Source organism: Dactylosporangium thailandense (assembly GCF_059739745.1).
On record NZ_AP029195.1, the window covers coordinates 4,986,578 to 5,008,537 of the forward strand.

Sequence of the window (21,960 nt, forward strand, 5' to 3'; positions counted from 1 at the left end):
GCCGGCCGGGAGGCAGGTCCTCACAGCCGGTCGCCCGGCTGAACCAGGCCGCTCTGGTACGCCAGCACGACCAGCTGGGCCCGGTCCCGCACCCCGAGCTTGGTCATGGCCCGGTTGACGTGGGTCTTCGCGGTCAGCGGCGACAGGAACAGCCGGGCCGCGACCTGCTCGTTGGACAGCCCGTGCGCGGCGAGGATCATGATCTCCCGCTCCCGCTCGGTCAGCTCGTCGAGCCCGGCGGCCACCTGCGGCGCGGGCGGGCGCAGGTTGGCCAGGAACCGGGTCACCAGCCCGCGGGTGGCGGCCGGCGAGAGCAGCGCGTCGCCGGCCGCGACCACCCGGATCGCGGCGAGCAGGTCGTCGGGGGCCACGCTCTTGCCGAGGAACCCGCTCGCCCCGGCCTGCAGCGCGAGGACCACGTTGTCGTCGTCCTCGAACGTGGTGAGCACGAGCACCCGGACGCCGGCCAGGCCGTCGTCGGCGCAGATGCGGCGGGTCGCCTCGAGGCCGTCGACGCCGGGCATGCGGATGTCCATGAGCACCACGTCGGCGTGCTGGCTGCGGGCGAGGTCGACGGCCTCGCGGCCGTCGGAGGCCTCGGCGACGACCCGCATCCCGTCCTCGGCGTCGATGATCATCTTGAAGCCGGCGCGGATGAGGGCCTGGTCGTCGGCGAGCAGCACCCGGATCGTCACGGCAGCGGTTCTCCTTCGGTTGCGGGCAGGGTCGCGTGGACGCGGAACCGGCCGTCGTTCGTGAGGCCAGTGGTGACGGTGCCGTGCGCGGCGGCGGCCCGTTCGCGCATGCCGATCAGCCCGAATCCGGAGCCGCCCGCCCCGGCCGGACGGTTCCGCGCGATCCGGTTGGTCACCTCGACCGTAACCGTCTCGGCGGTCCAGGCGATCGTCAGGTCGGCGGCGCCGTCCCCGTAGCGGTGGGCGTTGGTCAGGGCCTCCTGGACGATGCGGTACGCCGCCAGGTCCGCGATCGCCGGCAGCGGCCGCGCCTGTCCGTCGGTGCGCAGCGCGATGCCGAACCCGGTCGTGGCCAGGTTGGCCACCAGGTCCGGCACGCGGTCCAGGCCCGGGCTCGGCTCGGTGCTGTCGGCCTCACCGGGCTCACGCAGCACCCCGATCACGGACCTGATCTCCCGCAACACGGTGTCGGAGGCCTGCCGGATGTGCTCCAGCACCGGCCACACCTGCTCCGGGTTCTTGCGCAGCACGTGCCCGGCCGCGCCGGCCTGCACGCTGATGACCGCGATGTGGTGGGCGACCACGTCGTGCAGCTCGCGGGCGATCCGCAGCCGCTCGTCCATCACCCGGCGGCGGGCCTCGTCCTCGCGGGTCTGCTCGGCCTGCCGGGCCCGCTCGGTCACCTCGGCGATGTAGGCGCGCCGGTTGCGGGCCGAGTCGCCGGCCGCGGTCCCGCCGAAGATCAGCGCGAAGAGCCCGAGCGTGTCCAGCCGCAGCCAGTGCACCGGGTCGACCGCCATCCCCGCGGCGAACAGGACACCGGCGACGCCGATCGCGAACGGCCACGGGCGCGGCCGGGCGGGGTAGCGTGCGACGGCGTACATCAGCACGCTGAGCACGAGCCCCAGCCCCGCGGACGGCGTCTTGAGCACGACGGTGGCCAGCGTGAGGGCGGTCGCGGCCAGCAGCGCCGGGACCGGCCACCGCCGCCGCACCAGGACCGCCACGAAGCTCACCCCGGCGATCGCGAACGGCCGGACCGCTCCGGCGTGCCACTCGGTCTGCGCCACCACCGCGCCGGTCGCGGCCGCGAGCAGCAGGTCCAGCACCCGCTGCCGGTTGCGGTTCGGCAAGAAGGCGTTTGGTCGCACCCTCACGACGGTATGCGACCCCGATCGGCCGTGCCGTCGTACGCGCGCAGTAGCGCGCCGGCCGCCCGATTACTGCGTTCGCAGTACCCGCGGCCTGCGCGCGGACGACGATCTCGGCCCCGATCACGGCGATCGTGAAGTTCGACCGCATCGCACCCGACGATCACGCGAAGGACTGTTCCCGTGGCGACCTTGTTGTACCGGCTCGGCCGGTTCTCGTTCCGCCGGCGCCGCCTGACGGCCGTGCTGTGGCTGGCCCTGCTGATCGCCTTCGGCATCGGCGCGGCGAAGCTGTCCGGCCCGCTGAGCGACACCCTGTCCATCCCCGGCACCGAGTCCTCGCGGGCCATGCAGGTCATGGAGGACAAGATGGGCGGCGGCGCCTCGAGCGACACCGCCACCGCCAAGGTGGTCTTCACCGTCTCCGGCCCCGCGAAGCTCACCGACCCCGCCCAGCAGGCCGCGGTCGAGCGCGCGGTCGCCGAGCTGGCCAAGGCGCCCCAGGTCACCCAGGTCGTGGACCCGTACCAGGCCAAGACCGTCGCCCCGGACGCGCGGACCGCCTACGCCACCGTCACCTACGGCGTGGCGGCCGACCACGTCGACACCGCCGCGCGCGACGCGCTCATCGCGGCCGGCCGCACCGGCCAGACCGACGGCGTGCGGGTCGAGTTCAGCGGCGCGGTCACCCAGGAGCCCGGCGAGGGCGGCGGCACCGAGATGCTCGGCGTGATCGTCGCCGCGATCGTGCTCGCCATCACCTTCGGCGCCCTGGTCGCCGCCGGCCTGCCGCTGCTCACCGCGCTGCTCGGCGTCGGGGTCGGCATGCTCGGCATCCAGATCGCCACCGGCTTCTTCGACCTCAACAACTCCACGTCGGCGCTGGCCACCATGCTCGGTCTGGCCGTCGGGATCGACTACGCCCTGTTCGTCGTGTCCCGCTACCGCCACGAGCTCGCCGCGGGCCGCGACGGCGAGGACGCGGCCGGACGCGCCGTCGGTACCGCCGGCTCCGCGGTCGTCTTCGCCGGCCTCACGGTCATCATCGCCCTGGTCGCGCTCTCCGTCGCCGGCATCCCGTTCCTCACCTCCATGGGCATCGCCGCCGCCGGCACCGTCGCCGTGGCCGTGCTCATCACCCTGTCGCTGCTGCCCGCCCTGCTGGGCTTCGCCGGCCGCCGCGTCCTCGCCCGGCGCCAGCGCGGCGCGGTCCCGGCCCACGCGCAGGCCGCGAAGACCCCGTTCGGCGAGCGGTGGGCCCGTCTCGTGCTGCGCCACCGCGTCCCCGCCCTCGTGCTGTCCCTCGGCGTCGCGCTGCTCATCGCCGTGCCCGCCATGAGCCTCAAGCTCTCGCTGCCCGACGACAGCACCGCGAACCCGGCCAGCACCCAGCGCAAGGCCTACGACCAGCTCGCCGAGGGCTTCGGCCCGGGCTTCCAGGGCCCGCTGCTCATCGTCGTGGAGGCCGGCAAGGGCCAGGCCCAGGCCGCCGCCGTCCAGGCCGGCCAGACCATCGCCAAGCTCGACGACGTCGTGGCGGTGACCCCGCCGACCGTCAACCAGGCCGGCGACACCGCCATCCTCACCGTCATCCCCGGCAGCGCCCCGACCGCGGACGCCACCAAGGACCTCGTCGCCGCCATCCGCGACCACGAGGCCGGGATCAAGGCCGGGACCGGGGCCACCATCGCCGTCACCGGCACCACCGCCCTGAACCTCGACGTCTCCGGCAAGCTCACCGGCGCGCTCGTGCCCTACCTCGCGGTCGTCGTCGGGCTCGCCTTCATCCTGCTCATGCTCGTCTTCCGCAGCATCCTCGTGCCGCTCAAGGCCACGCTCGGCTTCCTGCTCTCGGTCGCGGCGTCGTTCGGCGCGCTGGTCGCGGTCTTCCAGTGGGGCTGGCTCGCCGACGTCTTCGGCCTCACCACCACCGGCCCGATCATCTCCATCATGCCGATCTTCCTCATCGGCATCCTCTTCGGCCTCGCCATGGACTACGAGGTCTTCCTCGTCACGCGCACCAGGGAGGAGTACGTCCACGGCGCCGCCCCGGACCCGGCGATCGTCACCGGCATGCGCCACGGCGCCCGGGTCGTGACGGCGGCCGCGCTCATCATGATCTCCGTCTTCGCCGGCTTCATCCTCTCCGACCAGGACATCATCAAGTCCCTCGGCTTCGCGCTGGCCTTCGGCGTGGCCATCGACGCCTTCCTGATCCGCATGACCATCGTCCCGGCGGTACTGTCGCTGCTCGGCCGCTCCGCGTGGTGGCTGCCCCGCTGGCTCGACCGCCTCCTGCCCAACGTCGACGTCGAGGGCGAGCGCCTCACGCGGCAGCTCGCCACCACCGCCGACCGCGACGAGGTCGACCGGCCGGAACCCGCCCGCGTCTGATCCGCACTGCGACCCCCGGGCGTCCAGTACGTTGCCATGATGGCGACGTTCTGGACGCCCGGCTGCGTCGACCCGGACGGGCGGGACCCTGACGCGATACGTTCGTGATCGTGACCATCATCTTCGCCGACCGAGGCCTGCACCTCGGTGTCCTGGGCGCCCTTCTGAGCAGCGGCGACATCGCCGCCGACGACCTCAGGGCCATCGTCGAGTCGACCGGACCGGACGGCCCCGACGACGGCTATCCAGGCCCCGGCCCGCGCCTGGCGGCGTCACTGCACCTCCTGCACGCCGTTGCGGTGCCGTCAGCCCTGGCGGCGGCGATCGAGCGGCTGGACTTCGACGGCGGCAACGAGATCTACATGCTCATCGAGCAGACCCTGGACATCGACACCGGCGGCGAATCCGACGACTACAACGTGACGTCGCTGGAGGGCATCGACGCACTGCCGGGCCTGCTGTCCCTGAACCTCGACGGCCACGGCTACCACCCGGCGCCGCTGGACCTGACCCCGCTGACGGGCCACCCGGCGCTCACGACGTTGTACCTCACCGGCGTTTGCACGGCGGCCGGCGCACTGGAGTCCCTGCCGGCACTGCGCGACCTGGACATCGCCCTGGCCCGCCTCGACGACCCGGCCGTCCTGCCTCGCCTGGAGGCCCGCGGCGTGACGATCCGCCATCCCAGACGCCGTTGACCACCCGGCCCGCGGTCAGGCACACGAGCGACGTGGCGGGGTCTCGCTGCTCGGCCGACCGACGCTGATCATGTGCGCCGCATCGGTAGATCCCCGCGCCGAGCCCCCAGATACGCCATGACGGCGCGCCGCGGATCGCGGCAGACCAGTGCGTCGTTCCGTCAGGCAGCAGCGGCCGCATGAGCGTCCGTTCGTATCGGAGGATGCAGCCCGACTCGTCTCGGATCCGGTCCGCCGCGATGAACTCCGGGTCGGCGCCGAACCGTGAACGGTAGCGTTCGTAGGCAGCCAGGCTTTCGAAGCTGAAGAGCGCCTCGGCTCGATCGCTCGCCCCTTCCGCCGGCAGGAGGTAGCCGTGATGGATCCCGCCGTGCTTGGTCACCAGCCGCATCCACAGCGGCAGATGCGGATGCTGTCTGCGATCATCGGACGGTGGTGGTGCTGCGGCGATTCGAGGGCAAGGTCGCGCTGGTGACGGCGGCGGGGCAGGGCATCGGGCAGGCTGTTGTACGGCGGATCGCCGCCGAGGGCGGTGCCGTGGTGATCACTGACCTGCTGGAGGACGCGGTCGCAGCGCTGGTTGAGGAGATCGGCGCGCAGCACGCGCTCGGGGTCAAGGTCGACGTCACTGCACGCGCCGATATCGACGCCGCGGTCGCCGCGGCGGTCGGGCGGTTCGGCCGGCTCGACCTGGTGGTGAACAACGCGGGCGGCTGCATCGTCACCGCAATGCCCGAGGACACCTCAACCGAGGACTGGCACCGGCAGCTCGACTTCACCCTCGTCAGCGCCGCCCGCTGCATTCAGGCGGCCCTGCCACACCTTGTGAGAACCCGCGGCAACGTCGTCACGATCGGCTCGGTCAACGGCATCGCGGCGTTCGGCAACGTGGAGTACGCCGCTGCGAAAGCCGGCCAGATCGCGATGTCGCAGAACTACGCCGCCCGGTACGGCCCGCTCGGCGTCCGCTTCAACGTGGTCGCACCCGGCACCATCCGGACACCGAACTGGGACTCCCAGCCCGGCGAGCTGGAGCGACTCAAGACGATGTACCCGCTCGGCCGGGTCGGCGAGCCCGAAGACATCGCCGCGGCGGTCGCGTTCCTCGGCTCCGACGACGCCGCCTGGATCACCGGCCACACCTTGCCCGTGGAGGGCGGCGTGCTGACCGGCCCGGACCCGATCAACCTGAGCCCGCCCGACACCCTGTACACAGGCCTGTAGCGAACGTTCAACCTGCGTCCGTGCCGACGCTCCACCCACGATTGCCCGCTGCTCTCACCGGATCGGCGCGGACGCATTCGGACCCCAGGAGGTCGGACCCGATTGGCGGCAGGTCCGGATTGACACCGTCAGCAGACGGTGTCGCCTGCGTCATGCGGTTGAGGCGGGCGCCTCCGCAGCGGCAGGGGCAGGCCCGTGGTCGCGGAGCATGGTCAGCAGCCCGGGGAAGCGTTGCTCCACCTCGTCGTACCGGAGTGTGACCAGCCGGCGGATGCCGTCGACGCGGGTGCGGATCAGGCCGGCATCGCGCAGCACCTTGATGTGGTGCGACAGGGTGGACTTGCCGATGGTGACGCCGGTGTTGCTGAGGACGTCGCTGCCGCAGGTCCAGTCCCCGGCGGCGTCGAGCGCGCGCACGAAGGTGAGCCGTACCGGGTCGGCGAGCGCGCTGAGCACCACGTCGATCGTCACGGTCTCGAGGGCGGGTTCGATCACCTCGGTCACAAGAGGAAGCCTAGCCAACGTTTGCAGAAAGTTCGACCCACGTCGTACTGTTCGATTCAGATCGAACCGTACGACGCAGACCGAACATTGGACGGATCATGAAGGCGATCATCTACCGTGACAACGGCGGCCCCGACGTTCTCCAGCTCGTCGAGCGTGACCGGCCCGCGCCGGGTCCCGGCGAGGTCCGCGTCCGGGTCGCCGTGTCCGGCATCAACCCGACCGACCGGCAGGCCCGCTCCGGCATCGCCCACCGCAAGCTCTTCCCTGAGATCACCCCGCACCTCGACGGCGCCGGCGTGATCGACGCCGTCGGTGAGTGCGTCGACCCAGGCCGGGTCGGGCAACGGGTGTGGCTGTTCATGGCCGCCGCCGGGCGGCCCACCGGCACCGCCGCCGAGTTCACCGTCGTGCCCGCCGACCAGGCCGTGCCGCTGCCCGACGAGGCCGGTTTCGACGTCGGCGCCTCGCTCGGCGTGCCCGCGCTCACCGCACACCGCGCACTGACCGTCGCCGAGGACGGGCCGCGCCGCCTGTATCCCGGCGCACTCGACGGCAAGATCGTGCTCGCCGCCGCCGGGGCCGGCGCGGTCGGGCACGCGGTCATCCAGCTCGCCCGATGGGCCGCCGCCACCGTGATCAGCACGGTCAGCAGCCCGGAGAAGGCGAAGCTGGCCACCGCGGCCGGCGCCCACCATGTGATCAACTATCGCGAGGGCGACCCAGCCGCCGCCATCCGTGCCATCGCCCCGGACGGCGTCGACATCGTCGCAGAGGTGGCGCTAGGGGCGAACCTCGCACTGGACCTGGCCGTGCTGCGCACACGCGGCACGATCGCGACCTACGCCAACGAGGGCGGACAATCGGTCGAGCTGAACGTGGGGCAGAACATGGTGCTGAACACACGCTTGCAGTTCCTGGTGCTCTACACGGCGGGCCCGCAAGCGCGCGCGACAGCGGTCGAGGACGTCGCCGCAGCGGTCCGCGACGGCGCCCTGCCGGTCGGCGAGGAGTACGGCCTGCCGCTGGTCCGCTTCCCGCTGCACCGCACCGCCGACGCTCACCGGGCACTGGCGACCGGCACGGTTGGCAAGATACTGGTGGACGTCACGCCCTGAAGTTCAGCCAGCAGCCATACGTGCCGGCGGTGTTTCGTGATCATCCACAGTAGACCTTGCTCATGGGCCTTGTCGGACGAGGCGAGTTTTTGGGTCGCCGAGCGGCGCGCTGGCCGTCGAAACCGTGCAATTGCAGTTCGGCGGGGTTTCGGGCGGATCGGACGCCGCGTGTCGCCGTACCGGGTGTGGTGGCAAAGTCGCAGGTCAGGCAACGAGGCATGTCACCAAAAAGGCCAGCCGAGCTGGCCTTTTCCTACGTCGGGACAGCGGGATTTGAACCCACGACCCCTTGACCACCAGGGCGGTGCGGCTGCCTTCGGTGCGCGACGGGAAGAACGACCGCACCACGCCCCAGCGTCTTCCCAGAGCGTCGGGTCCAGGGCGGGATGCCCTGGCCGCCGGAGGCATCAAGCGGGGGACGGTGGTTGCCATGTCCCCACTGACGCGGCCCGGGGAGCGTGCGACGGGTACGCCGGCGTTGTAGGCGGGGACAGCGTGTCACTTGCTGGAGGTGGTGGTTCTTCTGCTGGTAGATCGTGAGACGCTTTCTGCTACGACAACGCGGATTGAATTGTGGTGCGCGGTCGGAGCTACCGGAGTCGGGCAAGCAGGCAGGCAAGCCGCGTCCTGTTGCTGGTCATGGCCGTCGGGTGGACGGTTGCAGGTTTGTTGACCGGCTGGGCTGCCTTGGACGAAGCGCGCGGTGGAGTGGTCGACGCAGAGGTTGTCGGCATCAAATGGAACGATGCTGGGCGACGGATGTATGACGTCAGGTTCGACGTGGCCGGGCATGCGTGCGAGTCCCATGTGGACTCCGGCTCCAAGCCGCTGCCTCGTGACATCCACGTCGGTGGACACTCACGCCTCCGATATTCTGCGTCGGACCCATGCAAGAAGGTGCGGGAGACCATCGCTGGGGGCCCTTGGCCATTCCCGATCATCCACGCGGCCATAGCCGTGGGTTGCCTGATCGGAGTGTGGCGTCTTCGGCCGGATCCGACCCAGCCGGCGACTGCGGGGACCCTGGGTGAGCGCCGCCAAGCCTCGTGAGTACGTAGGAGCCCGACGCAGTCTGCGACCGTCCGCCTGCCCAGTGTTCACCTTCCGGTGAGCGCTGGCACCGTCGTGTGCGGCCGAGTGTGCGGGTCGAGGCGGCGGTGTATGTCGCGTCAGGCATGCTCTGGCCTCTCGCACCGGCACGCGCAAGGCGCGGATGCGGCAGACGTGTGCCCGGCCTTCGATGTCGCGGCCTTGGTGCTACCGGCTGTACGGATCCTTCAGAGCCACGACGAGCGTCGCGCCCTGGCCCTCACCGAACTCCCAGCCTGCAATGACGGTGCTGCCCGGCAGGTCAGCGATCGGCTGCAGATCGGCCGGGCACTCGCCAGGGCCGAGGTAGTACGCGCCGGCGCTTCGTGCCCAGTGCGCGGCGAGGCACAGCCCGCGCAGGTGCTGCCGCAGGGCGTCATCGTCGACCTGGTCCAGGACGGGCTCCCAGCGCCGGTCCACCACACTCACGCCGGGCTTCACGTACCCGCGCCCAGTGAGGGTCCCTTCGATGTCGGCAAGACCGTTCGGGGCGCTCATCGTAAACGTCGCTGCCCGCATCGCGTCCAGGAGCGAGCCGTCCGTCCGTGGCCGCAGGAGAAGTACGGGATACAGCCTGAAGGCGTCGGGGCTGAGTTCCTCGAGGCGCAGAGCGCCGTCAAGCAGCGCTCGGCCGAGGTCTCTGCCGAATACTACGGCGGGGCCTTCGCCGGCCGGACTGGCGAGCAACGCCTGGAGCGCGGCCGGCCGCGCGCTCTTCACCACGAACGCCGACCCGGCGAGGTCCGGCACCCACCGCTCCAGGCCGAGCCACTCGCCGCCCTCGTCCGCGGACCTCCCGGCCACCTCAGCGACCAGCTTGCCGGGATCAAGATTCCCGAGGGCCTCGCCAGCGGTCTCGTCGTCGTAGTGGAAGACCGCGTATGTCGCCGCCGGGTCGAACTCCCTCAACGGCCGGCCGAGCAGCAGACCGAACGCATGGCCGAGCAGATCGTCCCAGCGGGACACGGTCAACTCCTTGAGTAGGCCGTCAGGCATCGGGTCGGGCAAGCAGGACACGCTGATCGGGGACCATCTAGCCTCGTGGAGCCGCCGCCCGTCCCGGACCTTATCGGACAAGGTCAACAAAGTCATGGGCCCAGCCGTGGTTCCTCCCGGCCGAGCACAGCGTCCATCGACCTCGCCGAGACACCCGCACATCGGCAGATCCGCGCACCGGACGGCGCCCGATGCTCGTCACGCCGCGCGACGGGATTCGCCATCTTGCGCCAACCATCGGCGGCACGAGCGTGCGCCTGGTCAAGCCGCGGGATAACGGCCGCCTGCATTCCCCGTTTGCGGACGGGCGCGCGGCTCCAGCGGTGGGAGTGCTTCGCGGGCGTTGACCCATTCGCCGGGTACTCCATCGAGGCCGGCGCGGGCGGCAACGATGCAGAATCCTGGGTCGCACGGCGGCCGACGCCAATCGCTCACTCAGCGGCGCCATGATCAGGGGAACGCCCCGCGGTACCCCTCGTTGTCCCGGCGCTCGTACTCGGCACACAGGTAGGTCTCCTGGACAAACTCCGTCAAGGTGCCCCACGTCGCGAAAATATCGCGTTTACCGTTGACCGCCCGGTAGCCGGCCTTGTTGTCCCTGAAGCATGCCAGCCCTCCGAACATCGCGACGCCGGCGGGATGATAGTCGGAGAAGGCGCAGCTGATGCAGGCCCTCAGACCGAGACCCGACGGTAGCGCGCGCTGCACCTCGATCAGGGCCGCCTCGAAGTCGGCGTGCGCGCCGGCGGTCGCGAACACGCCGGCTTCGTGGTGCAGAGCCAGCTCGACGCGGTCGCGGGCGCCTCGGTCGTCCGGGGTGCCGAGGACAATCCGGCAGCGGAGCACCGCCGGCTCGACCGCGTCGGCTGCCGCCGTTACCTGTACCGGCACATCGCACTCGATGGTGCAGGCGCACAACGAGTCGCCGGTCAGCAGGAACGGGGCGCCCGGCCCCAGCGGCTCGACGGGGTCGAGCACATCGAACGCGGCGCCGCGGAAGTCCACTCCGCGGATACGAACGGCGAGCGTCCGGCCGTCGTTCTGGATGGTGATCGCCTCGGAGCCATGTCGGTCGCTGTAGTGTCCGAGCCAAAGCGACACCATGCGGCACATGGTAGTGGGCCTATGCGAGTTCCCGTGCTGCCTGTTGCAGGAATCGATCGACCTGGTGCCGCGCGTACCCGCGGAACTTGACCGCGAAGACCGCTTGTCGCACGGCGGCCGCAGCCGCGGCCCGGGCAGTGACGCTCCCCGATGTCAGCGCTCGGCCGACCTGCTCGACCAGCCGGTCCACGGCGGCCACGTCGTAGCCACGCAGGACAACATCGAACTCCGCCATGTGCCCCGGCCGATCATCCGAGAGGTCCGGCTCCGGCTCCGGCCCGGTCGCACCTTCAAGCTGAGCGGTCAGCATCGCGATCGCGCCGTCGACCTGCGCCCGGTCGAATCCGCGCAGGACGACGGGCAGGTTCGCGCGGCGCAATCCGGCGACCGCGTCCGCCCGCGCACGCTCGTCGGCGGCCGTCAGGGCGGCGGCGGCCGGCGCCAGGAGCGCATCCACGGCTTGCGGGTCGTATCCGCGCAGCACCACGGAGAACTCGTAGGAGGTCATCCGCTCAGTGTTGCGACCCTGTCAAACCCGCGCCGGGAACGGCTGATGGGACGGCGACGTGCGCGGCCCATTGACGGAGTGAGTACTCACTCCGTAGCGTTGGCATGGCCCCGACCACGACCGAGGAGTGCCGCGAGATGACCGTGACCCTCAACCACACCATCGTGCCCGCGCGCGACCACGCCGAAGCGGCTCGCTTCCTCGCCGGCATCATGGGCTTCGAGCTGCTGCCGCCCGCCGGCCGCGCCGGACACTTCCGGCCGGTGCGGGTCAACGAGACACTCACCCTCGACTTCATGACCGCGCCCGGCGCGGAGGGCCACCACCTGGCGTTCGACGCAGACGCGGCGACCTTCGACGCCATCCTGGCCCGTCTCGTCGAAGGCGGCGTGCCGTTCGGCAACGATCCGGCCGCGCCCGGCAACGGCCGGGTCGATCATCCCCTGTGCGCCCGGGGGCTGTTCTTCCGTGACGCCTCCGGCAACCTCTACGAGGTCATGGCATCCGTATAGGTGAACACCAGCACCGCCTGCAGCAGAGTCATCCGGGGCTCCCGCTGGGGAGCACGGTGCGGTCAGGCGAAGGCGAGGTAGCGCAGCCACAGGTACAGCGCCGAGATCGCGACGGTGACCCCGGCGGCGACGAGGCCGTACTTCGTGAACTGCCAGAAGCTGATCCGCTGCCCGGCCCGTTCGGCCAGGCCGAGGATGACCACGTTGGCCGAGGCGCCCACGGCCGTGGCGTTGCCGCCGAGGTCGGCGCCGAGCGCGAGGGCCCACCACAGCACGTGCGGGCCGCCGGTGCTGCCCTCGGCGTGGGCGAGGTCGGCGACGATCGGGCTCATCGTGGCCACGTAGGGAATGTTGTCCACGATCGCCGAGAGGACCGCCGATCCGCCCAGCAGTCCCATCGCCGCCAGGTGCGGGTCGCCCGCGACGGCGTCGGCGATGGTCCGGGACAGGGCACCGACGGCGCCGGTGTGCACGAGCGCGCCGACCATGACGAACAGCCCGGCGAAGAAGGCGAGGGTCGGCCACTCCACGTCGGCGACGACCTCGGCGGCGTCGAGCCGCGACACGGCCAGCAGCACGAGACCGCCGACGATCGCCACCACGGACGGCTCGAGGTGGACCACCGAGTGCAGGACGAACGCGGCGGTGACGAGCGCGAGGACGGCGAGGCTGACGACGAGCAGCCGCGGGTCGCGGATGGCGTCGCGTTCGCGCAGTTGCACCACGGCGGCGGCCCGCTCGGGATCGGTACGGAACGCGGAGCGGAACATGACCCGGCACAGGAGCACGAACACGACGACGAGAACGGCGATGACCGGGGCCAGATGGTTGACGAAGTCGTTGTAGGACAGCCCGGCGCGGCTGGCGATGATGATGTTGGGCGGATCGCCGACGAGGGTGGCGGTGCCGCCGATGTTGCTGGCCATGGCCTCGGCGATCAGGTACGGGGCGACGGGCACGGCGAGGCGCTGGCAGACGAGGAACGTCACCGGGGCGATGAGCAGCACGGTGGTGACGTTGTCGAGCATCGCCGACGCGACCGCGGTGACCAGGACGAGGATGACCATCACCGGGAACGGCCGCCCCCGGGCGCGTTTGGCCGCCCAGATCGCCAGGTACTCGAACGCGCCGGTCCGCTTGAGCACGGCGACGATGAGCATCATGCCCAGTAGCAGGAACACCACGTTCCAGTCGATCCCGGCGTCGGCCGAGAAGAACGCGTGCTCGGCGTCGGTGGCGCCGATGACCAGCATGAGGACCGCACCGCCGAGCGCGGCGGTCACCCGGTGGACCCACTCGGTGGCGATGAGCACGTAGGCGGCGGCGAAGATCGCGACGGCGATCCAGGCGGTGAGGCTCATGCCGGTCCTTTCGGTGGGCGCGTGGACACACACGCCGACCAGGCTTCCCGGCACTCCGGCGACGACCTTACCCGATCATGGGCCGGCGGCACTCCATTCGCGGCCGTCCCGGACGTAGGCGGCGCTCTCGTGGGTGGCGAAGCGGCGGCCGTCCCAGCGGCGGTTCGCCACCGTGAGGCGGTCGCCGTCCGCCTCGATCAGGTTGTACGAGTTCGGCTCGCCCTTGAGCCGGTTGGACACCGCCGTGCCCGACTGCGCCACGACCAGGCCGTCGACGAGCCCGGAGTACGCCAGGTGGATGTGGCCGCCGAGCAGCAGATCGGCGCGGCGGCGCAGGCGGCGCAACGCCGGGGCCGAGCGCCCGACGAGCCCGCGGCGCCGGCCCGGCCCGGTCAGCAGGAACGGGTGGTGCGTGAGCACGACGCGCAGCGCGTCCTCGGGGGCGGCGTCGAACGCGGCGAGGATCGCGGCCACCTGGGCCCGGTCGATCCGGCCGCGGGACCAGTCGGTGTGCGGGGTCCATGCGCGGGCGGTGTTCACCCCGACGGCGACCAGACCCGGCGCGGTGTGCGTCACGGCACCGTGCGGGTCGGTGCCGATGTGCGAACGCCAGCGCCGCCACGGCCGCGTGAACCGGGACCACACCCGCCATCCGGGCAGGTCATGATTTCCCGGTACCACCAGTGACGGCGCCGGCAGCGCGTCCAGGAACGCGCGGGCCGCCTCGAACTGGGCCGCCCGGGCCGTCTGCGTCAGATCGCCGCAGACCGCCACCAGCGTCGGTGCGACCTCGCGCAGCTCGCCGAGCAGCCTGGCGACGACGTCGGGCACGTCGCGACCGAAGTGCAGGTCGGAGATCTGCGCGATGCGCACGGTCACGGGGCGAGCACCGCCAGCGCGCGCGGCCGGATCTCGTAGCGCAGCGGCACGCCGAGCTGCGCGATCTCGCCGTCGCTCATGACGCTCAGGTACCGCAGCGCCGACGTCCGGATCCGCACGCTCGTGCCCTCGTACGTGCGAATGCGCGCGTCGCGCTGCCAGCTGCCGTCGAACAGCCGGGCGGCGACCGTGAGCAGGTCCCAGCGGGTGCGGTCGTGCGTGACGTAGACGGCGAGCGTCCCGGCGTCGAGCCGGTCGCGGCCGGGCAGCGGCGCCGGTCCGGCGGCCAGGGGGTTGCACGACACGACGACCGCGCGCGTGCGGGCCTGGTGCTCCTGCCCGTCGACCACGATGGTGAGCCGCATGCGCGGGTACCGCCGCAGGATGCGCAGCCCGTTGCGGAGCAGCCCGAGCCGCCCGCGCGCGGAGCTGCGTGCACGTTCGCGCAGCCGGCCGAGGTGCGGCATGAGCGCCAGCATCGAGCTGCACAGGAAGATCTGGTCGTTCACGGTCGCCACGTCGATCCACGCGACGGAGGCGGACAGCAGGGCGTCCACGGCCTCGTCGAGATCGTTCGGTACGCCGAGATCGCGCGCCAGCACGTTCATCGTCCCGCCCGGCACGATGCCCAGCGGGACCTCGCTGCCGAGCATGCGCTCGGCCACCGCCCGCACGGACCCGTCCCCGCCGGCGACGAGCAGCGCGTCGGGGCCGGCGGCGAGCAGTTCGCGCACGTCGGTGGTGAGCGAGTCCGGGTCGAACGCGCGGAACTGCGCCTTCACGCCCCGGCGTTCGAACAGCCGCGCGAGCCGGTCCCGGTCCAGTTGCGCACCCGAGCGCGCGTTGTACACCACGCAGACGTGATCCACAGAGCCGAGTCTATGGGCCGAACAGCGCCTCCGCGCGCTGAGCGGCATCGAGCACGACGGCGGCGCCGAGCTCGACGGTCGTCTCCGCGATGCCGAGCGCGGGCCACTCGACGACCACGTCGAGGCGGCCGGGCGGGGGTAGGGGGCTCACCCAGTACGACTGCTCATATCGGCGCCGGCCCCCGTGCCCGCCCTCCGGCATCAGCCGCGGCCGGACCTCGCCCGGGTCGCCCGGGTCGGCGTCGAGGTTGGTCAGCACCGTGCCGTCGGCGAAGCGCATCCCGAACCGCAGGAACGTGTCCGGCACCGGCCCGGGCTCGTACCGGCGCAGGAACCCGTTGGAACCGAACCCCGACCGGCGCAGCGGCTCCCGCACGACGGCCGTGAACACGAGCTGGAAGCCGTTCGGGTAGGCGCGCAGCTCGCTGAGGGCGAGCACGACGTCGTCGGTGCGGGCGAGGATCACCGTGTCCGAGGCGATGCCGGGCAGGACGGTCTCGGGCCGCGCCCACGGCACCGGGGCCGCCTCGCGCACGGGCTCCGGCTCGGGCCGCTGGTCGAAGAATCCCATCGGCCCAGTCTGCATCAGGTATGACGAGCAGCGGTCGGGTTGCGGCCTATCCGAACACGGCGACCCGCTTCTGCACGATGCCGCCGATGGTCGTGAACTCCCCGCCCGCGGTGACGGTGCCGGTGAGCGGGCTCGCGGCCAGGCTGCGCACCCCGACGATGCCGTTGGCCTGCGGCGCCCAGCTCGTGAGCTGGCCGGAGGAGCTGATCGCGGCGAGCTTGACCCGCTTCACCGAGCGGTCGCTGCACACGCCGCGCGCCTGGTTGCGCGTGGTCGTGCAGGCCGAGTCGAAGTGCCCGCCGACGTACGTGATCCCGTCGAGGACCGCGACCGCCTGCGCGTCACCGTCGAAGACCCGCTGCCAGCGCTGGGCACCGGCGAGCGTGTACCCCGCGGCGCGGCCGCCCTGCCCGCCCATCGCGACCGCGACCAGCGCCGTGGAGCCGGGCTCGGTGCCGTCGCTGGCGGCGACAGCGAGCACGATCGCCGGAGGGTTGGGGCGGAACCCGCGGTCGAGCTTCCCGGTGGCCGGATCGAGCGCGGCCAGGCGCAGCGCGGACTGCCCGTTGACGCGGTGGAAGCCGCCGCCGGCGTACACCCGGCCGCTCGTGACGGCGATCCCGGTGACGCCTTCGTCGCTGCCCGCGGCCCACCCGTTGTCGAGGGCGCCGTCGGCGAGCGTGAACGCCGCGAGGTTCGCGTGCTTGACCCCGTCGACGGTGGAGAAGTTTCCGCCGACGTACAGCCTGTCGTGCCCGGACGCGAGCGTCGCCACCTGCCCGGCGACGCGGTGCTGGAACGCGGTGACCGCGCCGTTCTCGGCATCGAGCCCGGCGAGCCGCGAGCGGGCCGCGCCGCCGACGGTGCCGAACTCCCCCGCCGCGTAGACGGTGCTGCCGGCCACGGCGAGCGCCCGGACCGTGGCGTCGGCGGCCGGCGCCCAGCCGAGCAGCGCTCCGGTGCGGGCGTCGAACGCGGCCAGGCGCTGGCGGGGCACGCGGTGGCCGTCGACGACCGCGGCGGTGAAGGCACCGCCGACGTACACGGTCGTGCCGCGGTAGGCGACGGCGTAGACGGGCCCGTCAAACGAGGGCGCCGGGAGCGCCGTGCCGGAGACCATCGCCGCGGCGGCGGGGACCGCGCACAACACCGCGAGCACCCCGGCGAGGATCGACACTCGCCGCCAACGCGACACCGCGTTCCGGGCTAATCGGACGAAAGGCATGCGGGCGACCATAGCGGCCACACCCCACTCGGCGCGCCGAACAATCCATCGATCGATGCCGTAACCTCTCAACCCTGACCGATCGACCGATCCCGCACGCATGGCAGCACCGGCGTCTCCGCAACGCCCGCCCCAGGACCGTCGTTGCATCGGCGAACAGTCGCGCTGCGCGGTCCCGGTGGTCGCGCAGCGACGAGAGGCGCGGCGGTCAGGCGGACGCCGAGAGGCGGATGACCTCGACCGGGCCCTCCAGCAGGAGCGGGCCGGCGGCGTAGGGCACCAGCAGCGTGTCTCCTCGCCGCACCGGCAGGTCGTCCTGCTCGCCGGTCAGCCTGCCCTCGCCGGAGACCACGACCAGCACGCTGAAGCCTTGTGCCACGCGGTCGCCGCCGCGCAGGCGGCGGGCGGCGAAGAACTCGTCGGCGGCCTCGGGCAGGAGCCGGGTCGCGGTGCCGCGGAGCCCGTCGAGGCGCGACGGCGTCCAGGCGCCGCGGTCGACGCACTGCAGGGCCAGGTCGTAGCCGAGGCCGAGGTGGCCGTCGGCGGTGCCGAAGCCCTCGTACTCCAGCAGGACCGAGAAGTCGGTCGGCTCCTGGACCTCGACCAGCAGGATGCCGTCGCCGATCGCGTGCGGCACGCCGGCCGGGCAGAGGATCGCGTCGCCGGTCGCGACCGGGACCTTGTTGGTGGCGGCGAGCATCTCCTCGGTCTTCTGCCCCCGCACCCAGCCGGCCAGCTCGGCGGCATCCACGTCGCGGGCGAAGCCCAGGTGGACGTAGGCGTCGGGGCGCGCGGAGACGATCACCCAGGCCTCGGTCTTGCCGTAGGGCGTGGCGAGGTGCGCGTTGGCGAAGCCGCGGTCCGGGTGCACGTGCAGCGGCAGCCGCTGGCCCGCGTCGAGCAGCTTCACCAGCACGCCGGTGTCGGCGCGCTGCGGGCCGAGCCACCAGCGCGGGTCCGCGGCGATGGCCTCGGCCAGGAGGCGGCCGTCGGCGAGGGTGGAGAGCCCGGACGGGGCGAGCCCGAACCGGCTGGTCACCGAGCCCACCCAGTCCTCGGGGCGGTCGGGCAGCGCCGGAACGTTGCGGAACTCGGCGATGCGGCCGGCGCCGCGGTAGAACGTCTCGGGCTGGTTGGCGAACAGTGTCTCGACGGTCATCGGTGTCCCTTCAGAGCCAGCTCGGCGAGGAAGCCGCCGACGAACGTGTCGCCGAGTCCGACGGTGGTGGGGTTCTGGACGTCGAGCTCGAAGCCGGGAACGCAGTCGACGGTCTCGCCCATCCGCGCGCGCAGCGCCGCCGCGAAGACGACGGACTCGGGCCGCCGCGGCTGCCGGCGCAGGCGCTCGACGTCCTCGTCGGTGAAGTCGTCGCCGTGGCAGTAGCGGGTGGCGGCCATGAGCGTGCCGTTGTCGAGGGCGCCGGCGTACTCGCCGGGGCCGAGCGCCAGGGCCCAGTACTTCGTGTGCAGTACCAGCGTAGGCACCGAGATGAGCCTGTGCACCGCAGTGAGCGCATCCGCGACGTCCTCGGCCGACAGCAGGTCGACCTGGCGCCCGAGGTACGACTGCAGCTCGTCCTCGTTCATGCCGTACACGTCGATCTCGGGCAGCAGCGCCTCCCGGACCCGGCGGCTGAAGGCGGGCTCGTGGTATGCCGCGTCCTCGAAGTACGTCACCGCACCGGGCGGCAGGCGCCGCATGTGCTCCTTGAGGGAGGCGAGCCGCTCGTCGAGCTCCGCCTCGTCGCGCATGGCGTTGAACCCGGAGATCAGGAAGACCTCCGCCCGGCCCAGCCGGTCGCCGAGACCATCGGTGAGCAGCATGGTGCTGTTCGCCGGGTCGTTGACGTAGATCAGGCGGTTGGGGAACGGCGCGACGATGTCGATGTCGTTCGCCCGGACCCGCAGGCCCTTGTCGTACTGAACGATCAGGTGCGGATAGAAGGTGTCCCCGCTGCCGCTGGTGATGTATTCGCTGTCCGCCGGCAGCAGCCGGCGGAAGGTGTCGTTGACGCTGACCAGGTGCAGCGTCGACGGCACACCGAGCCGGCTCATCAGGATCCCGGCTCGCACCGATGTGCCGCCCAGGGTCTCCCGATGCGGAAACCTGTTCGCGAAGGCCGACAGCGCCGGGGCGGAGGCGACGAAGTGCTCGCCGCCCGCGCCCCGGGCCACGTATCCGAGGATCGACACCAGGAGGTCCCGCTCACTGGTCACGGCGGCCGGCGACGTCAGTTGCGCGGCGACGAGGCCGTACTCGGCGACTAGCTCTTCCAGGACATCGGCGGTCAGCTTCAACTCGTAGTCGACGCAACCGCCGAGGCCCAGGACTACACGGGACGCGTCTGCCATGTCAGTAGAGCGAGGCCTTGCCGGCGGCGCCGAACAGCTCGATCTTCTGGGCGGCGACGACCTTCATGGCGTCGATGCAGGCGGGCTGGATGGCGTTCGGCTCGCGCACCTTCTTGTCGCTGCCCAGCACCTCGCGCATCTTGTCGTGGTAGGCGACCTTGATGTCGGTGGAGATGTTGATCTTGTTGATGCCGATCCGCGCGGCCTCGCGGATCTCGTCGTCCGGGTTGCCCGAGCCGCCGTGCAGCACCAACGGGATGCCGACCTTGCTCTTGATCTCCTTGAGCAGGTCGAGCTTCAGCTCCGGCTTGAGGTGGGCCGGGTACATGCCGTGGAACGTGCCGATCGCGACGGCGAGGCTGTCCACGCCGGTCTGCGCGACGAACGTGACCGCGTCGTCCGGGTCGGTGTAGATGATCTCGGCGGCGCCGCCCTCGGCGTAGGCGTCGTTCCCGCCGATCGTGCCGAGCTCGCCCTCCACGGACACGCCGATGACGTGCGCGGAGTCGGTCACCTTCTTGGTGATCGCGATGTTCTCCTCGAACGGCTTCAGCGAGGCGTCGATCATCACGGACGTGAAGCCGTACTGGACCGCCTGCAGGACCTGCTCGTAGGTGGCGCCGTGGTCCCAGTGGATCGCGATCGGGACGCTGGAGTTGTGCGACCGCTCGATGATGCCCGCGATCATCTCGCGGCCGATGTGCCGAACCTCGTCGGGGTGGATCCCGACGATGAGCGGGGCGTTGGTCTCCTCGCTGATCTCCACGATGCCCCGGAACATCGCCCAGTCGCTGATGTTGAAGGCGGGCACGGCGAAGCTGTGCTCGTTGGCGACGTCCAGGATCGCCTTGCCGGTGGTCAGCATGTTCTGTCTTTCTCCTTTTGTGTTGCCGGTGTTTCAGGCCTTGACGGCGCCGGCGGTGAGCCCGCCGATGAACCGCCGCTGGAACAGCAGGAAGAGGACGAGGACCGGAATCGACCCGAGGATGCTCATCGCCATCATCTGGTTCCACTCGTACGAGTGCTGGCCCATGAGCATCTGGATGCCGATCGGCACGGTGCGCATGTTGTCCGTGCGGGTCAGTGTGAGCGCGAACAGATACTCGTTCCACGAGATCATGAACGTGTAGACGCCGACCGCGATCAGGCCGGGCACCGAGATCGGCACCAGGATCCGCCACAGCGCGGTCCAGCTGGTGCCGCCGTCGACCTTGACGGACTCGTCCAGCGCCCGGGGCATCGTGTTGAAGTACGCCGTGATCATGATGATCGCGTACGGCAGCGTGAACACCATGTGCGTGAGGATCAGGCCGGGATACGTGTTGTACAGGCCGAGCCCGACGACGAGCCCGAAGTACGGAATGACGAGCGTGATCGGCGGCACGGCCTGGACGCTCACGATCACGGCGTTGATGGTCTTCTGGAACGGGAACGAGTAGCGGCTGAACGCGAACCCGGCCAGGAGGGCCACCAGCAGCGTCAGGATGGTCACCGCGAAGGCGACGATGTAGCTGTTGAGGAAGAAGCGCAGCTGAGCGCCGTTGCCCAGAATCTCCCGGTAGGCGTCGAGCGAGAAGCTCTTGGTGATCAGCTGCGGCGGATTCTGGAACACCTCACCGTTGCTCTTGAACGAGGTCGAGAGCATCCACAGGACCGGCAGACCGGCGAACAGCCCGCCGAGGACGAGCCCGACGATGACGCCGGCCTTGGCGAGGGTGCGACGGGTCTTGACGTTCATGGCCACGCGTCTCACCGCTCCCTTTGCTGGCGCACATAGAAGAAGGCCAGGACCATCGTCAGCAACAGCACGATCACGGCGGCGGCGGACGCGGTCGAGAACTCGTACTCGCTGAAGGCCTGCTTGTAGGTGTAGGTGCTGAGCATCTCGGTGGCGTGCAGCGGCCCGCCGCCGGTCATCATCCAGATCAGCGCGAACTGCTGGGACGTCCAGATCAGGTCGAGCACCGCCATGCTGATGATCACCGGCCGCAGCTGCGGCAGCGTCACGTGCACGAAGCGCTGCCACCAGTTGGTCCCGTCCACGGCGGCCGCCTCGTAGAGCTCGCCGGGGATGCCCTGCAGCCCGGCGAGCAGGCTGATCATGAAGAACGGGTAGCCGGACCAGACGTTGACGAAGGTGACCGCCCAGAGCGCCCTGGTCGGGCTGCCGAGCCAGTCCACGCCGTGCTGGATGACGCCCAGCGTGTGCAGCACGTAGTTGATCACGCCGGACGGGTCGAGCAGCAGCCGCCAGATGACGGCGATCACCGCGATCGTGAACAGCCAGGGCAGGATGTAGACGATCCGGAAGATGGCCTTGGCGACGCCACCCAGCAGCTGGGTGTTGAGCATCATCGCGAAGCCCAGGCCGAGGACCAGGTGGGCCACGGCGCTGACGGTGATGAAGATGGCGGTGTTCTTCAGCGCCGTCAGGAAGTCCGGGTCGGTGAGCACCTTGGTGTAGTTGGCGAACCCGGTGAGCACCGAGTCGTCCTGGATGATCACGTTGTCCCGGAACGAGTAACTGATCACCATGACGATGGGGACCACCATCAAAACCACGATCAACAGCGCCGTGGGAGTCAGATAGCCGTACGGGATCAGGCGCCGGGCCATCGCGGAGCGCTTCCGGCCGGGCGAGACCTGCTCCTTGCTGGGCGCCGCAGTTTTCGGTGCCGTCATGGATGTCATCGCTGTCTCCTAGAACAGG

21 protein-coding genes and 1 pseudogene are annotated in these 21,960 nt (G+C 71.0%); 5 read left to right on the forward strand and 17 right to left on the reverse strand.

The annotated features are described in order from the left end of the window. Positions 1–20: 20 nt before the first annotated feature. Together AC6JBM_RS21625 and AC6JBM_RS21630 are read right to left on the reverse strand one after the other, a co-directional pair. Positions 21–695 (reverse strand): response regulator, encoded by a 675-nt coding sequence (locus AC6JBM_RS21625; protein ID WP_497985385.1) that lies wholly within the window; start codon positions 693–695, stop codon positions 21–23. Next, positions 692–1,846: a sensor histidine kinase gene (locus AC6JBM_RS21630; protein ID WP_497985386.1), complete on the reverse strand. Its 1,155-nt coding sequence runs from the start codon at positions 1,844–1,846 to the stop codon at positions 692–694. The genes AC6JBM_RS21625 and AC6JBM_RS21630 overlap by 4 nt, the downstream gene beginning before the upstream one ends. A gap of 183 nt (positions 1,847–2,029) precedes the next feature. Between AC6JBM_RS21630 and AC6JBM_RS21635 the strand changes: the two genes are divergently transcribed. Together AC6JBM_RS21635 and AC6JBM_RS21640 are read left to right on the forward strand one after the other, a co-directional pair. Then, on the forward strand, positions 2,030–4,240 hold the full coding sequence (locus AC6JBM_RS21635; protein WP_497985387.1) for an MMPL family transporter: 2,211 nt from the start codon (positions 2,030–2,032) through the stop codon (positions 4,238–4,240). 110 nt (positions 4,241–4,350) lie between these two features. Beyond that, on the forward strand, positions 4,351–4,938 hold the full coding sequence (locus tag AC6JBM_RS21640) for a DUF6892 domain-containing protein (RefSeq protein ID WP_497985388.1): 588 nt from the start codon (positions 4,351–4,353) through the stop codon (positions 4,936–4,938). Between the two features lie 181 nt (positions 4,939–5,119). On the opposite strand, the pseudogene AC6JBM_RS21645 reads toward AC6JBM_RS21640, so the two are convergent. Then, positions 5,120–5,329, reverse strand: a pseudogene (locus AC6JBM_RS21645) (NIPSNAP family protein); the annotation flags it as partial. A 41-nt stretch (positions 5,330–5,370) separates the two neighbouring features. Here AC6JBM_RS21645 and AC6JBM_RS21650 point away from each other — a divergent pair. Then, positions 5,371–6,162: an SDR family NAD(P)-dependent oxidoreductase gene (locus AC6JBM_RS21650; protein ID WP_497985389.1), complete on the forward strand. Its 792-nt coding sequence runs from the start codon at positions 5,371–5,373 to the stop codon at positions 6,160–6,162. A 150-nt stretch (positions 6,163–6,312) separates the two neighbouring features. Here the strand turns inward: AC6JBM_RS21650 and AC6JBM_RS21655 are convergent, their stop codons facing one another. Further along, a complete protein-coding gene (locus tag AC6JBM_RS21655; protein WP_497985390.1) occupies positions 6,313–6,666 on the reverse strand; it encodes an ArsR/SmtB family transcription factor in 354 nt (117 codons plus the stop codon). A gap of 98 nt (positions 6,667–6,764) precedes the next feature. Here AC6JBM_RS21655 and AC6JBM_RS21660 point away from each other — a divergent pair, with 98 nt between their 5' ends. Next, the gene (locus AC6JBM_RS21660; RefSeq protein ID WP_497985391.1) at positions 6,765–7,784 is read left to right on the forward strand and encodes an NADPH:quinone reductase; all 1,020 of its coding nucleotides are present in this window, start codon (positions 6,765–6,767) and stop codon (positions 7,782–7,784) included. Between the two features lie 1,257 nt (positions 7,785–9,041). Here AC6JBM_RS21660 and AC6JBM_RS21665 read toward each other — a convergent pair. The 3 genes from AC6JBM_RS21665 to AC6JBM_RS21675 form a co-directional block, all read right to left on the reverse strand. Then, on the reverse strand, positions 9,042–9,839 hold the full coding sequence (locus AC6JBM_RS21665) for a hypothetical protein (protein WP_497985392.1): 798 nt from the start codon (positions 9,837–9,839) through the stop codon (positions 9,042–9,044). 480 nt (positions 9,840–10,319) lie between these two features. Continuing rightward, positions 10,320–10,973: a DUF6304 family protein gene (locus tag AC6JBM_RS21670; protein WP_497985393.1), complete on the reverse strand. Its 654-nt coding sequence runs from the start codon at positions 10,971–10,973 to the stop codon at positions 10,320–10,322. Between the two features lie 19 nt (positions 10,974–10,992). Then, positions 10,993–11,481 carry a DivIVA domain-containing protein gene (locus AC6JBM_RS21675; protein ID WP_497985394.1) on the reverse strand — a complete coding sequence of 163 codons (489 nt, stop codon included), beginning with the start codon at positions 11,479–11,481 and terminating at the stop codon, positions 10,993–10,995. 104 nt (positions 11,482–11,585) lie between these two features. Here AC6JBM_RS21675 and AC6JBM_RS21680 point away from each other — a divergent pair, with 104 nt between their 5' ends. Beyond that, entirely contained in the window at positions 11,586–11,993 is a 408-nt protein-coding gene (locus AC6JBM_RS21680; RefSeq protein WP_497985395.1) for a VOC family protein, read from the forward strand. Positions 11,994–12,055: 62 nt separating this feature from the next. On the opposite strand, the gene AC6JBM_RS21685 is transcribed toward AC6JBM_RS21680, so the two are convergent. The 10 genes from AC6JBM_RS21685 to AC6JBM_RS21730 all read right to left on the reverse strand — a co-directional run bounded on the left by AC6JBM_RS21685 (position 12,056) and on the right by AC6JBM_RS21730 (position 21,932). Beyond that, positions 12,056–13,354 carry an ArsB/NhaD family transporter gene (locus AC6JBM_RS21685; protein ID WP_497985396.1) on the reverse strand — a complete coding sequence of 433 codons (1,299 nt, stop codon included), beginning with the start codon at positions 13,352–13,354 and terminating at the stop codon, positions 12,056–12,058. Between the two features lie 75 nt (positions 13,355–13,429). Continuing rightward, positions 13,430–14,233 carry a metallophosphoesterase family protein gene (locus AC6JBM_RS21690; protein ID WP_497985397.1) on the reverse strand — a complete coding sequence of 268 codons (804 nt, stop codon included), beginning with the start codon at positions 14,231–14,233 and terminating at the stop codon, positions 13,430–13,432. Next, positions 14,230–15,102 carry a diacylglycerol/lipid kinase family protein gene (locus tag AC6JBM_RS21695; RefSeq protein WP_497985398.1) on the reverse strand — a complete coding sequence of 291 codons (873 nt, stop codon included), beginning with the start codon at positions 15,100–15,102 and terminating at the stop codon, positions 14,230–14,232. The genes AC6JBM_RS21690 and AC6JBM_RS21695 overlap by 4 nt, the downstream gene beginning before the upstream one ends. 10 nt (positions 15,103–15,112) lie before the next feature. Beyond that, entirely contained in the window at positions 15,113–15,673 is a 561-nt protein-coding gene (locus tag AC6JBM_RS21700) for a hypothetical protein (RefSeq protein WP_497985399.1), read from the reverse strand. A gap of 46 nt (positions 15,674–15,719) precedes the next feature. Beyond that, positions 15,720–16,898 (reverse strand): PQQ-binding-like beta-propeller repeat protein, encoded by a 1,179-nt coding sequence (locus AC6JBM_RS21705; protein ID WP_497985400.1) that lies wholly within the window; start codon positions 16,896–16,898, stop codon positions 15,720–15,722. Positions 16,899–17,106: 208 nt separating this feature from the next. Beyond that, the gene (locus AC6JBM_RS21710; protein WP_497985401.1) at positions 17,107–18,057 is read right to left on the reverse strand and encodes a class I mannose-6-phosphate isomerase; all 951 of its coding nucleotides are present in this window, start codon (positions 18,055–18,057) and stop codon (positions 17,107–17,109) included. Next, positions 18,054–19,250, reverse strand: coding sequence for an ADP-dependent glucokinase/phosphofructokinase (locus AC6JBM_RS21715; RefSeq protein ID WP_497985402.1), 1,197 nt, complete (start codon positions 19,248–19,250; stop codon positions 18,054–18,056). The genes AC6JBM_RS21710 and AC6JBM_RS21715 overlap by 4 nt, the downstream gene beginning before the upstream one ends. A gap of 1 nt (position 19,251) precedes the next feature. Beyond that, positions 19,252–20,115 carry a ketose-bisphosphate aldolase gene (locus tag AC6JBM_RS21720; RefSeq protein ID WP_350621550.1) on the reverse strand — a complete coding sequence of 288 codons (864 nt, stop codon included), beginning with the start codon at positions 20,113–20,115 and terminating at the stop codon, positions 19,252–19,254. A gap of 33 nt (positions 20,116–20,148) precedes the next feature. Continuing rightward, entirely contained in the window at positions 20,149–20,988 is an 840-nt protein-coding gene (locus AC6JBM_RS21725; RefSeq protein ID WP_497986506.1) for a carbohydrate ABC transporter permease, read from the reverse strand. A gap of 11 nt (positions 20,989–20,999) precedes the next feature. Further along, positions 21,000–21,932 (reverse strand): carbohydrate ABC transporter permease, encoded by a 933-nt coding sequence (locus tag AC6JBM_RS21730; RefSeq protein WP_497985403.1) that lies wholly within the window; start codon positions 21,930–21,932, stop codon positions 21,000–21,002. Between the last annotated feature and the right edge of the window lie 28 nt (positions 21,933–21,960).